Annotated in this window: 11 protein-coding genes and 2 tRNA genes; all 13 read left to right on the top strand. The window is 68.8% G+C overall.

Going from position 1 to position 12,730, the window contains the following annotated elements:
- Positions 1 to 10 precede the first annotated feature (10 nt).
- Positions 11 to 412, top strand: a complete 402-nt coding sequence (locus JOD31_RS11290; protein ID WP_204950467.1) for a hypothetical protein — start codon at positions 11 to 13, stop codon at positions 410 to 412.
- Complete coding sequence (locus JOD31_RS11285; protein WP_204950465.1) at positions 412 to 1,203, top strand: biotin--[acetyl-CoA-carboxylase] ligase; 792 nt, start codon at positions 412 to 414, stop codon at positions 1,201 to 1,203. The genes JOD31_RS11290 and JOD31_RS11285 overlap by 1 nt, the downstream gene beginning before the upstream one ends.
- An 8-nt stretch (positions 1,204 to 1,211) precedes the next feature.
- Positions 1,212 to 2,876: a ribonuclease J gene (locus tag JOD31_RS11280; protein WP_204950464.1), complete on the top strand. Its 1,665-nt coding sequence runs from the start codon at positions 1,212 to 1,214 to the stop codon at positions 2,874 to 2,876.
- Positions 2,877 to 3,031: 155 nt separating this feature from the next.
- Complete coding sequence (mce, locus tag JOD31_RS11275) at positions 3,032 to 3,436, top strand: methylmalonyl-CoA epimerase (RefSeq protein ID WP_204950463.1); 405 nt, start codon at positions 3,032 to 3,034, stop codon at positions 3,434 to 3,436.
- Entirely contained in the window at positions 3,433 to 3,711 is a 279-nt protein-coding gene (locus JOD31_RS11270; RefSeq protein WP_204950456.1) for a DUF1467 family protein, read from the top strand. Before mce ends, JOD31_RS11270 begins: the two co-directional genes overlap by 4 nt.
- 938 nt (positions 3,712 to 4,649) lie before the next feature.
- Complete coding sequence (gene proS / locus JOD31_RS11265) at positions 4,650 to 5,975, top strand: proline--tRNA ligase (RefSeq protein ID WP_204950454.1); 1,326 nt, start codon at positions 4,650 to 4,652, stop codon at positions 5,973 to 5,975.
- 8 nt (positions 5,976 to 5,983) lie between these two features.
- Complete coding sequence (locus tag JOD31_RS11260) at positions 5,984 to 7,279, top strand: lipoprotein-releasing ABC transporter permease subunit (RefSeq protein ID WP_204950453.1); 1,296 nt, start codon at positions 5,984 to 5,986, stop codon at positions 7,277 to 7,279.
- The gene (locus JOD31_RS11255; RefSeq protein WP_246482473.1) at positions 7,276 to 8,019 is read left to right on the top strand and encodes an ABC transporter ATP-binding protein; all 744 of its coding nucleotides are present in this window, start codon (positions 7,276 to 7,278) and stop codon (positions 8,017 to 8,019) included. Before JOD31_RS11260 ends, JOD31_RS11255 begins: the two co-directional genes overlap by 4 nt.
- A gap of 345 nt (positions 8,020 to 8,364) precedes the next feature.
- Complete coding sequence (locus JOD31_RS19635; RefSeq protein WP_271206172.1) at positions 8,365 to 8,487, top strand: hypothetical protein; 123 nt, start codon at positions 8,365 to 8,367, stop codon at positions 8,485 to 8,487.
- 106 nt (positions 8,488 to 8,593) lie between these two features.
- Positions 8,594 to 12,034, top strand: a complete 3,441-nt coding sequence (gene dnaE, locus JOD31_RS11250; protein WP_204950452.1) for a DNA polymerase III subunit alpha — start codon at positions 8,594 to 8,596, stop codon at positions 12,032 to 12,034.
- A gap of 178 nt (positions 12,035 to 12,212) precedes the next feature.
- Positions 12,213 to 12,297 (top strand) — tRNA-Tyr (locus JOD31_RS11245).
- A gap of 17 nt (positions 12,298 to 12,314) precedes the next feature.
- Positions 12,315 to 12,388, top strand: a tRNA-Gly gene (locus tag JOD31_RS11240).
- A gap of 247 nt (positions 12,389 to 12,635) precedes the next feature.
- The coding region (locus tag JOD31_RS11235; RefSeq protein ID WP_139221393.1) for a GTP-binding protein at positions 12,636 to 12,730 on the top strand (95 nt) is incomplete at its 3' end.

Below are 12,730 nucleotides of genomic sequence, written 5' to 3'. Positions count from 1 at the left end.
CGAGGTGACGATGGAGCTGGTCGCGCTGGCTTACGACGGACAGGCGCGCGTCTGGCAGCATGTCGTCTGGGTGCAGAGCGTGCTGAGCTTCCAGGCGGCGCTCAGCCTGCTTGGGCTAGCTTTCACGGGGCCGAGGTTCCGCGTCGCTGCGAGAGTTCTCGTCGTCGCGGCCTTCCTATCGCTCTCGCTTTTCAATCCGATCACGGGCTTTGAACCGACCGTTCCGGGACGGTCCGATCTTCTCTGGAACGCGTTCGTTTTTGCGCCGAGCCTTCTGGCGATAGCGAGCGCCGGCTTGGCTCTTCGTGATGGCGCCGCCGGCTGGGCGCGGGCGCTACTCCTCGTCATCGCCGCCGTCCTGTTCGCCGGCAACGCGTTGCTCGTTCCGGGTTGGGTCGAGGCGGCGAACTAGTGACCTTCGCCCTGGGCCCCCGCGCAATCTCCGCCGGCCAAGCGCTGCACGCCTACGACACGGTCGGCTCCACCAACGCCGAGGCGCTGGCGCTCGCCCGCGAGGGCCGCGGCCCGGCCTGGGTCGTGGCGCGGGCCCAGACGGCGGGGCGCGGGCGGCGGGGGAGGGCGTGGTCCACGGGGCGCGGGAATCTGGCGGCGAGCTTCGGCGCGACGCTTGGCGTTCCCGCCCAGACGGCCGCCACGCTCGGATTCGTGGCGGGTCTCGCGCTGGAGCAGGCGCTGCGCGCCGTCGCGCCCTCGCTGGGCTCTCCCACCACACGGCCCGAGCTCAAATGGCCGAACGACGTGATCGTCGACGGCGCGAAGCTCGCGGGGATCCTGCTCGAGGCCGACACGTCGGCGCCGGGACGGGTCGCGATCGCGGTCGGGATCGGCGTCAACGTGGCGTCCGCGCCCGAGGGCTTGCCCTATCCGGCGGCCTCGCTTACGGCCCGGGGCGACGACACGACGGCCGAGCAGCTCTTCGTCGCGTTGACGGACGCCTTCGCGACGTGGTTCGACACATGGGACGACGGGCGCGGCTTCGCGCAGGTGCGCAAAGGCTGGATGGCGCGCGCGGCGGGCCTGGGATCGACGGTGACCGTCGATCTGGGCGCCCGCATTGCGCGCGGCGTGTTCGAAAAGATCGATGACGACGGCCGCCTCGTGCTACGAGGCGCAGATGGAACGCTTGTCACAGTAAGTGCTGGCGAGGTTTGCTTCGGAACCGCAGCGACGGTCCGGGAATAAGGGCGGGAATGGCGCAGGATCTGGTTTTCGTTCCCCTCGGCGGCGTCGGGGAGATAGGCATGAATGCCGGCCTCTACGGCTTCGGCGAGGGTCGCAAGCGGCGTTGGCTGATGGTCGACTGCGGCGTCACCTTCGGCGATCAGGTCACGACGCCCGGCGTCGACCTGATCATGCCGGACATCCGCTTCGCCAAGGCGCAGGGCGGGGCGCTCGAGGCGATCATCCTCACCCACGCCCATGAGGACCACTACGGCGCGCTGCTCGACCTCTGGCCGCAGCTGAAGTGCCCGGTCTACGCCACGCCCTTCGCGGCCGGCCTCCTGGCCGCCAAGCGCTCCGCCGAGCGCGACGCCCCGAAGATCGACGTGCGCGTGGTGGCCGAAGGCTCGCGCTTCCCCATCGGGCCGTTCGACGTCGAGCTGATCTCCGTCGCGCACTCGATCCCGGAATCGACCGCGCTCGCGATCCGCACGCCGGCCGGCACGGTGGTCCACACCGGCGACTGGAAGATCGACCGCACGCCCGTGCTCGGCCGTCCCACCGACGAGGCGCGGTTCCGCGCCATCGGCGAGGAGGGCGTCGCCGCGATCGTCGGCGATTCGACCAACGCCCTGCGCGAAGGCATCTCGCGGTCCGAGTCCGAGGTCGCGGAGAGCCTCGCCGGCCTGATCAAGTCCGCGCCCGGCCGCGTCGCCGTCACCACCTTCGCCTCCAACGTCGGCCGCCTGCGCGCGGTCGCCGACGCGGCGCTCGCCGCCGACCGCCAGGTTGTGCTGGTCGGCCGCGCCATGGCGCGCGCCACCGACGTCGCCCGTGAGCTCGGCTATCTCGAGGGCGTTCCCGACTTCCTAAGCCCCGACGCCTTCGGCTACCTGCCGCGCAACAAGGTCGTCGCGCTCATGACCGGCAGCCAGGGCGAGCCGCGCGCGGCCCTCGCCCGCGTCGCCGAGGGCGACCACCCGGAGGTCACGTTGGCCAAGGGCGACCGGGTGATCTTCTCCTCGCGCGCCATCCCCGGCAACGAGAAGGCGGTCGGCCGCATCATCAACAAACTCGTCGAGGGCGGCGCGGACGTCATCACCGACCGCACCCACTTCGTCCACGTCTCCGGCCATCCCCGGCAGGAGGAGCTCGCCATGCTCTACGGCTGGATCAAGCCGCAGGCGCTGGTGCCGGTGCACGGCGAAGAGGTCCACCTCGACGGCCACGCGGAGTTCGCGAAGTCTGTCGGCGTGCCGAAGGTCGTGCGGGTCCGCAACGGCGACATCGTGCGGCTCGCCGGCGGCCCGGTCGAGATCGTCGACAACGTCCCCACCGGGCGGATGCTCAAGGACGGCCGCGTGATGATCTACGCGACCGAGCAGACCATTCCCGAGCGCCGCAAGCTCGCCTTCGCGGGCGTTGTGTCGATCGCGGTCGGCTTCAACGAGCGCGGCGAAGTGGCGGGCGAGGTCTCGATCCGCTTCACCGGCCTGCCGCCGCGCGACGACGAGGGCACCCTGATGCCCGAGGTGCTGCGCGACACGGTGCTGGACTGTCTCGACGGCCTGTCGCGCCAGAAGCGCCGCGACGCCGGCCTGGTCGAGAAGGCGATCGAGCGCGCCGTCCGCGGCGAGCTGCAGACCGTATGGGGCAAAAAGCCAATATGCCACGTCAGCGTGGTGGGGGTATGAGCGGGCGCTAGGGAGCGTTTGCGCCACGCGCGTCATCCCGGCCGAAGCGTGAGCGGAGAGCCGGGATCGACCGCCGGCGCGTGACGCTTGATCCTGATCACGAATCCCGGCTGTTCGCGGCTCCGCCGCGTCCCCGGGACGACGGAGCGAAGCAGATGATCGGCCGCCTGAACCACGTCGCCATCGCCGTGCCGGACCTCGAGGCCGCGACCGCGGTCTACCGCGACACGCTGGGCGCGACGGTGACGCCCGCCGCCGACGAGCCCGACCACGGCGTGACGGTGGTGTTCATCGAACTGCCCAACACCAAGATCGAGCTGCTCGCCCCGCTCGGCGAGAACTCGCCGATCCAGGCCTTCCTCGACCGCGCGCCCGCCGGCGGCATCCACCACGTCTGCTACGAGGTGGATGACATTCTGGTCGCCCGCGATCAGCTGAAGGCCAAGGGCGCGCGCGTGCTGGGCTCCGGCGAGCCGAAGATCGGCGCCCACGGCAAGCCGGTGCTGTTCCTCCATCCGAAGGACATGCTGGGCACCCTGGTGGAGCTCGAGCAGGCGTGATCTTCCCGCTGGTCAGCTGGGCGGCGATCTACTTCGTGATCTGGTGGATCACGCTGTTCGCGATCCTGCCGTTCGGCATGCGCACCCAGCTCGACGCCGGCGAGGTGATCCCCGGCACCGAACCCAGCGCCCCGATCCGACCCCGCGGCTGGCGCATCATCGGCCTCACCACGCTTGCCGCCACCGGCGTGTTCCTGTTCGTGTTCTGGCTGCTGACCCAAAACCATTTCACGCTCGACGACGTGCCGTTCTTCCCCAAGTTCGAGCAGGTTTAGGACGCGTCTCCTCGCGACCGGAGACGCGTGGCGGTGCGATGGTCCGGCCCGCCCGAGACTGTGGTCCTCCGGCTTGACCTGAGGATCCCTCTCCGACGTCGGCGGAGCGAGACTGTTGACCTTGAAGATAACGCTCGCCGTTGTGGTCCCCCTCTCCCCCTGCGGGAGAGGGTAAGGGTGAGGGGTCGTCCGGGACGCCCTCGTCGGCGTTCAGGATGTTCCGGACGACCCCTCATCCGGCGCTGCGCGCCACCTTCTCCCGCAAGGGGAGAAGGGAAGGCCCGCGCGTTGCTTTTCTGACCCCTCTCCTCCGGCTCGACCGGAGGGGTCATCTTGGACGCAGCGCTCGACGCCGGACGTGGATGGTCCGGTCAAGCCGGATCATGACGGCGTTGCGCGGGCTGTCGTCGGTGCAGGGATCGGGCGTTCTGAGCCATGACGGCGCGTTCGGCGTCGAGGCCGCCGCGCGCCCGGCCGCCACCCGCGCAAATAAAAAAAGCAGAGCCTGCGCCCTGCTTTTTTGGAGTTTCTCTTCCGAGCCCGTTCTAGGTCGACGCGCCGCGAGCGGTGCGGGACTTCGGCGCTTGTCGACCGTTTAACGCGTCGAAGACGCGATGAACGGACATCCTCCCAAGACTTGGACCGCTGTTTGGCCCAGCGTGGCAACGTCGCCGGGCGGCCCTTTGTTATGTCGAGACCGTAGCGCGCCTGCGACGGGTTGTCACCTATTTGTGCATCTGGCGCCGAAAAAAAGAGCCAAAAGTTCGCGGTCCGAAATCCGGTGCGCGCGCGCTCGGAAATCAACGAAATCGGCGGAGAGGGCGACGCGGCGACGTCGCGGCTTGTGTTTTGCGGGGGCATCGGGTTTCGTTCCGGCCGTCGCGCGGGCGTGCGATTTGCCGCTTCGCCCGCGTCCTCTCCCGGAGCCGTCGGACGTCATGCGCCTCAGCCGTTACTTCATGCCCATCCTGCGCGACGCGCCCAAGGAGGCGGAGATCGTCTCCCACCGCCTGATGCTGCGGGCGGGAATGATCCGGCAGGAGGCCGCCGGCATCTACGCCTGGCTGCCGCTCGGGTTGAAGGTCCTGAACAACATCTGCCACGTGATCCGCGAGGAGCAGGACCGGGCCGGCGCGATCGAGCTGATGATGCCCACCATCCAGCTCGCCGATCTGTGGCGCGAAAGCGGGCGCTACGACGCCTACGGCAAGGAGATGCTGCGCATCAAGGACCGGCACGACCGGGAGATGCTGTACGGTCCGACCAACGAGGAGATGATCACCGAGATCTTCCGGTCGAGCGTGCGCTCCTACAAGGACCTGCCGAAGAACCTCTACCATATCCAGTGGAAGTTCCGGGACGAGGTGCGGCCCCGCTTCGGCGTGATGCGCTCGCGCGAGTTCCTGATGAAGGACGCCTACTCCTTCGACCTGGACAAGGAGGCCGCCCGCACCTCCTACAACCGCATGTTCACGGCCTACCTCCGCACCTTTGCGCGGCTCGGCCTGAAGGCGATCCCGATGGCGGCCGACACCGGCCCGATCGGCGGCGACCTCTCCCACGAGTTCATCATCCTGGCGAAAACCGGCGAGAGCGCCGTGTTCTGCCATGAGGATTATCTGAGCTTCGACACGCCGGGCCTCGACGTCGACTTCGACGACGCGGCGGGCCTGCAGGCGATCGTGGACAAGTGGACGAGCCTCTACGCCGCCACCGAGGAGATGCACGACGAGGCGAAGTTCGCCGAGACGCCGGAGGCGAGCCGGCTTTCGGCCCGCGGCATCGAGGTCGGCCACATCTTCTACTTCGGAACGAAATACTCCGAGCCCATGGGCGCCAAGGTCACCGGCCCCGACGGCAAGGACGTTCCCGTCCACATGGGCTCCTACGGCATCGGCCCGTCGCGGCTCGCCGCCGCGATCATCGAGGCCGGCCATGACGACGCCGGAATCATCTGGCCGGATACGGTCGCGCCGTTCAAGGTCGGGCTCGTGAACCTCAAGCCCGGCGATTCGAACTGCGACGCGGCCTGCGAAGACCTCTACGCCAAGCTCAAAGGGCAGGGCATCGACGTGCTCTACGACGACACCGACGACCGGGCCGGCGCGAAGTTCGCGACCATGGACCTCATCGGCCTGCCCTGGCGCCTCGTCGTCGGGCCGAAGGGCCTTGCGAACGGCGTGGTGGAGCTGAAGCGCCGCGGCCCGGGCGCGCCCGAGCAGCTGAGCGTCGACGCCGCCCTCAACGCGCTGACCGCGAGCTGACGCCCCGGATGACGGACGCCCGCGACGCCGCCGACGGAGCCGCGCCCGGCGCGACGCGGCCCTTCGCCCGTTTCGAGTGGCTGATCGCGGGACGCTATCTCCGCGCCCGCCGCCGCGAGGGCTTCATCTCGGTCATCGCGGGCTTCTCCTTCCTCGGCATCACGCTTGGCGTCGCAACCCTGATCATCGTGATGGCGGTGATGAACGGCTTCCGCACCGAGCTCATGTCCAAGATCCTCGGCATCAACGGCCACGCCGTGGTGCAGCCCATCGACGGGCCTCTGACGGACTACCTCGCGCTGGCCGACCGGCTGGGGAAGGTCGACGGCGTGAAGTACGTCATTCCCCAGGTGGAGGGGCAGGCGCTGGTGTCGTCGCCCTCCGCGTCGGGCGGCGTGCTGGTGCGGGGCGTGCGCGCGCAGGAGCTGGGCAAGCTGCCGCTGGTCTCGCGCACCATCCGCGAGGGCACGCTGGAAGGCTTCGACGACGGGGAGGGGCTGCTGATCGGCCGCCGCCTCGCGGAGCAGCTCGGCGTGCGCGCCGGCGACACCATCTCGCTCGTCACCCCGCGCGGCGCGGTAACGCCCATGGGCGTGACGCCGCGCATCAAGGGCTACCGCGTGGCGGCGATCTTCGAGATCGGCATGTCGGAGTACGACGCGGCCATCGTCTTCATGCCGCTCGCCGAGGCGCAGGCCTATTTCAACCGCGAGGACGACGTCTCCTCGATGGAGATCTACCTCGACGACCCCGACGCCATCGACAAGGTCAAGCCCGAGCTGCAGGCCGCCGCCGGCCGCGCCGTCTACCTGCTGGACTGGCGCGACCGCAACAAGACCTTCTTCTCGGCGCTGGAGGTGGAGCGGAACGTGATGTTCCTGATCCTCACGCTGATCGTGCTGGTGGCCGCGCTCAACATCATCTCCGGCCTGATCATGCTGGTGAAGGACAAGGGGCGTGACATCGCGATCCTGCGCACCATGGGCGCGACCAGCGGGTCGGTGATGCGGATATTCCTGATCACGGGGGCCAGCATCGGCGTGGTCGGCACGCTGGCGGGATTCGCCCTCGGCATGATCGTGTGCGTGAACATCGAGGCCATCCGCGCCTTCATGGCCTATCTCACCGGGACCGAGCTGTTCGCGCCCGAGGTCTATTTCCTCAGCCAGCTGCCGGCGGACCCCAACCTGCGCGAGACCGCGACCGTGGTGCTGATGGCGCTCGCGCTGTCGGTGCTCGCCACGCTGTATCCCTCCTGGCGCGCGGCCAAGCTCGATCCCGTTGAGGCGCTGCGCTACGAATGAGCGACGTCGACACCCACACCGATCCGCAGGACGACGGCGGCCCCGGGGGGGCCTATGAGGAGCGCCCGCCGCTGCTGGTGCTCGACGGCGTCGTGCGGCGCTACCGCCAGGGCGAGGCGACCCTCGAGGTGCTGGCCGGCGCCTCGATGGTGATGAACGCGGGCGAATCGATCGCGCTGATCGCGCCCTCGGGCACGGGCAAGTCGACGCTGCTGCACGTCGCCGGACTGCTGGAGCGTCCGGACAGCGGCGAGGTCTTCCTCGACGGCGAGCCGACCTCGGGCCTGTCCGACGACGCCCGCACCGCGATCCGCCGTAACCAGATCGGCTTCGTCTACCAGTTCCACCACCTGCTGCCGGAGTTCTCCGCGCTCGAGAATGTGGTGATGCCGCAGCTGATCCGCGGCCTCGCCCCCGCCGAGGCGAAGAGCCGGGCGGAAGATCTGCTCGGCTACCTCGGGCTCGGCAAACGCCTGACGCACCGCCCGGCGGAGCTCTCCGGCGGCGAGCAGCAGCGCGTCGCGATCGCCCGCGCCGTCGCCAACGCGCCGCGCCTGCTGTTCGCGGACGAACCGACCGGCAACCTCGACCCGACCACCTCGGCGCACGTGTTCCAGACGCTGACGGCGCTCGCCCGCGCCTCGGGCCTCTCCGCCATGGTCGCGACCCACAATCTCGACCTCGCCGCGACGCTCGACCGCCGCGTGACCCTGCGCGACGGGGTGCTGGTCGAAGTCTGAGGCGTTAAGCGGGCGCGGCCCACGCGCAGGTTTCGCGACGGCCAGCGTTTGGGTCGAGAGGCTCGCGCGTCGGGCCTGTCGAACGAGCGCGGGACCTCCTCATGCTGAGGCGCCCGACTTGGCGAGCGTCTCGGGTCGCGCTTCAGCTCCGATCCACAGGCGAGCTGGCCGCCGTGCGCTCAGTTTGACGTCCGCGCGCCCCTGCGGGTTAACCTGCGGCCGGGCGTTTCGCCCTCTTCCTTAACCACCCCGACCGCCGGCTCCCCAAGGCTGTGCGAAAGCGCTTGACCTGCTGTGGAGAAGAAACAAAATAGGAACATAACAAGTCCAGAACGGGAGTACGTCATGGACCGGACCGGCGGTTGGAACTTGGTGCTAGGGATAGTAGGCGGCGCGATCGAGCTCGGCTCCGTCATGGCCTTCTTCGGCGCGCTGGTGCTTTGGGCGGACGCCTTCGGAGCGGTCTGACGGGGAGGGCGGCCTGGCCCTGGCCTGTGGAGACCTTCGCCTCCCGGGGCGCGCCGGCGATCGCGTCGGAGTAGGATGAGCGCGACGACATGAGGGGAGGCGCGCGATGGCCGACGGCGGACTGAAGGGCGATCTCGGCTTCGTCCATCTTCATGTGCGCTCGTCCTTCTCGCTGCTCGAAGGCGCGCTGACGGTCGCGAAGATCGCCGCCGCGGCGAAGGCCGACCACATGCCGGCGATCGCGCTCACCGACGACAACCTGTTCGGCGCGCTGGAGTTTTCCGAGAAGCTCTCGTCAGCCGGCGTGCAGCCGATCATCGGCATGGCGCTCGACGTCGAGTTCGGCGACCGCGAGGAGCGCTCCGGTCGTCCGATGAAGGACGCCGGCCGGCCGCTCATCGTGCTGCTGGCGCGCTCTGAGGCCGGCTATCGCAACCTGATGGCGCTCGGCAGCCGCGCCTTCCTCGAAAGCGACGTCAACGAAGGCCCGCACGCGACCCTCGCCATGCTGGAGGCGCACCGCGACGGGCTGATCGCGCTGAGCGGCGGCCCCGAAGGCCCTGTGGACCGCATGCTGCTGGAAGGCGCCGACGACGTCGCCGCGGCGCGGTTGCAGACGCTGGCGGCGCTCTACGGCGACGGCCTCTACGTCGAGCTCCAGCGCCACGGCACCGCGAACGAGCGGGCGGTGGAAGGGGCGCTGGTCGACCTCGCCTACGCCCAAGGGATTCCGATCGTCGCGACCAACGGCGCGCGCTTTGCGGAACGCAGCGATCACGAGGCCCATGACGCGCTGATCTGTCTCGCCGAAGGCCGCGTTCTGGCGGAGAGCGAGCGTCGCCAGTTCACGGCCGACCACAACCTGAAGTCCCGCGCGGAGATGGTGCGGCTGTTCGCCGATCTGCCGGAGGCGACCGCCAACACCGTCGAGATCGCGCGGCGCTGCGCCTATCGCCCGCGCACCATGAAGCCGATCCTGCCGCGTTTCACGGTCGGCGACGGCGTCGTGGACGAGGCAGCCGAACTCCGGCGACAAGCGGTCGACGGCCTCGCCGCCCGCCTCGCGGCACATGGCCCAGCGCCGGAGCTCGACGTCGCGACCTACGAGCGCCGGCTCGACTTCGAGCTCGGCGTCATCGAGCGCATGAAGTTTCCGGGCTACTTCCTGATCGTCGCCGACTTCATCAAGTGGGCCAAGGACCAGGGCATCCCGGTCGGGCCCGGCCGCGGATCGGGCGCAGGTTCGCTCGTCGCCTATTCCCTCACCATCACCGACCTCGACCCGCTCAGGTTCGGCCTGCTGTTCGAGCGCTTCCTGAATCCCGAGCGCGTGTCGATGCCGGACTTCGACATCGACTTTTGCCAGGACCGCCGCGAAGAGGTGATCCGCTACGTCCAGGCGCGCTACGGCCTCGACCGCGTCGCGCAGATCATCACCTTCGGCACCCTGCAGGCCCGCGGCGTGATGCGAGACGTCGGCCGCGTGCTGGAAATGCCCTACGGTCAGATCGACAAGCTCTGCAAGCTCGTGCCGCAGAACCCGGCCAACCCTGTCACGCTGAAGCAAGCGGTGGCCGACGAGCCCAAGCTGTCTGAAGCGCGCGAGGAGGACGAGAAGGTCGGGCGCATGCTCGACATCGCGCTCAAGCTCGAGGGGCTCTACCGCCACGCCTCGACCCATGCAGCCGGCATCGTGATCGGCGACCGTCCGCTGTCGGAGCTGGTGCCGCTCTACCGCGATCCCCGCTCCGACATGCCGGTCACCCAGTTCAACATGAAGTGGGTCGAGCCGGCGGGCCTTGTGAAGTTCGACTTCCTTGGGCTCAAGACGCTGACGACGCTCACGACCGCCGTGAACCTGCTGAAACGGCGCGGGGTGACTGTCGAGCTCGACAAGATCCCGCTCGACGACGCCGACACCTACGCCATGCTTTCGCGCGGCGAGACGGTCGGCGTGTTCCAGCTGGAAAGCGCGGGTATGCGGCGCGCGCTCGCCGACATGAAGCCGGACCGGTTCGAGGACATCATCGCGCTGGTCGCGCTCTATCGGCCGGGCCCGATGGCCAACATCCCGGTCTACTGCGCCCGCAAACACGGCCAGGAGCGGCCGGAGTATCCGCACCCCAAGCTCGAGCCGATCCTGGGCGAGACTTTCGGCGTCATCATCTACCAGGAGCAGGTGATGCAGACGGCGCAGTCGCTCGCCGGGTACTCCCTGGGCGAGGCCGACCTGCTGCGCCGGGCGATGGGCAAGAAGATCCGCGCCGAAATGGACGCCCAGCGCGAGCGCTTCGTGACCGGCTGCGTCGACAACGGCATCGGCAAGGCGGATTCCTCGACGATCTTCGACCTGCTCGCGAAGTTCGCGGACTACGGCTTCAACAAAAGCCACGCGGCGGCCTATGCGCTCGTCGCCTACCAGACCGCCTATCTCAAGGCGAATTACCCCGTAGAGTTCCTGGCGGCCTCGATGACCCTCGATATGGGTTCGACCGACAAGCTGGCCGAGTTCCGCCAGGAGGCGATCCGCCTCGGCATCCCGGTGAAGCCGCCGTGCGTCAACCGCTCCGCCGTCGCTTTCGACGTGGACGACGGCGCGATTCTCTATGCGCTGGCGGCGCTGAAGGGCGTCGGCGGCCAGGCGGTGGAAGGGTTGGTCGCCGCGAGTCGCGCCAAGCGCTTCGCGGATCTGCCGGACTTCGCCCGGCGGCTCGACGCCAAGGCGCTGCCCAAACGGGCGCTGGAGAGCCTGATTCAGGCCGGGGCGCTGGACGCGCTGGAGCCGGACCGGGCGCGGGCGCTCGCCTGCGTCGAGGGCATCATGGGCGTCGCCTCGCGCACCCGCGATTCGGCGGCGGTCGGCCAGCACGACATGTTCGGCGGTTCGGCTGACCCCATCCGCCCGTCGCCGCACGAGAGCTGGTCGACCGGCGAGCGCCTGAAGCGCGAGTACGATTCGGTCGGCTTCTTCCTCTCCGGCCATCCGCTCGACGACTACAAGCCATTGCTCGCGAAGCTGCGGGTACGCAGCTATGCCGACTTCGTCGCGGCGGCGAAACAGGGCGCCACGGCGGGGAGGCTCGCCGCCACCGTGCTCGCCCGGCAGGAACGCAAGACCAAATCGGGCAATCGCATGGGCGTCATCATGCTGTCCGATCCGACGGGCCACTACGAGGCCGTGATCTTTTCCGAGGGGCTCGCCAAGCATCGGGACCTGCTGGAGCCCAACACACCGGTGATCGTCTCGGTCAGCGCCGCGGTGGAAGGCGACGAAGTCCGGTTGCGCCTGGAAAGCGTCGAGCCGCTCGACCGCGCCGCCGAGAAGCTGCAGCGGTCGGTGCGGGTCTTCATGCGGGCGCCGGACCCGATGGACGCGTTGGCCAAGCGGCTCGAGCCCGGCGGCGACGGGGAGGTCGCGGTGGTGTTGATGCTCGAGGAGGGCGAGACCGAAGTCGAGATCCGGCTCCCCGGCCGCTACCGCGTGTCGCCCCAGATCGCGGGCGCGCTGCGAACGGTGCCCGGGGTGGTGGCGGTCGAGGCGGCCTGACGTCGGCGGCGGCCGGTATGTCGGGCGCTCGTCGCCCGGCGGTTGGGGATGGAGACATGTTTTCCGGTTGACACCGCGGCCTCCGCCCCGCAAAAGCAGCGCCGCGAAACGCGTTGCGTCCTGGGATGCGCCGCGGCTCGCATCGTCCCGCAGGCGATGAGCCTACGGGCCGGACTGTGGAGGGGTGCCCGAGTGGTTAAAGGGGACGGACTGTAAATCCGTTGGCTCAGCCTACGTTGGTTCAAATCCAACCCCCTCCACCATCCACCGGCCCTCTCGCGCGGGTGTAGCTCAATGGTAGAGCAGCAGCCTTCCAAGCTGAATACGAGGGTTCGATTCCCTTCACCCGCTCCAATCCTCCAGCCTGAGCCGTTCGGCCTGAGGGTGGGGAAACCCAATCTCAGGCCTCGCTAGGACAGCCGCCGCCGTCCCAAGATCCAAGGCTGAGCGGGGGAGGCTTTCGCTATTTTGCGGCGTACGGCATGGGGGCTGCGTGCCGTCGTTGAAACGGCCGCGTTTTTACCGCTTGTGAAACGAGCGAAACCCGCCTAGAGGAGCGTCGCTTCTCGCCAAACACGAGACTTCACGCAGGATACCGCTGATGGCCAAGGAAAAGTTCGCGCGGACGAAGCCGCATTGCAACATTGGGACGATTGGTCATGTTGACCATGGCAAGACGTCTCTGACGGCGGCGAT

Source organism: Methylopila capsulata, from assembly GCF_016907975.1.
In the GTDB taxonomy this organism is placed as follows: domain Bacteria; phylum Pseudomonadota; class Alphaproteobacteria; order Rhizobiales; family Methylopilaceae; genus Methylopila; species Methylopila capsulata.
This window is presented reverse-complemented; position numbering and strand designations above follow the sequence as displayed.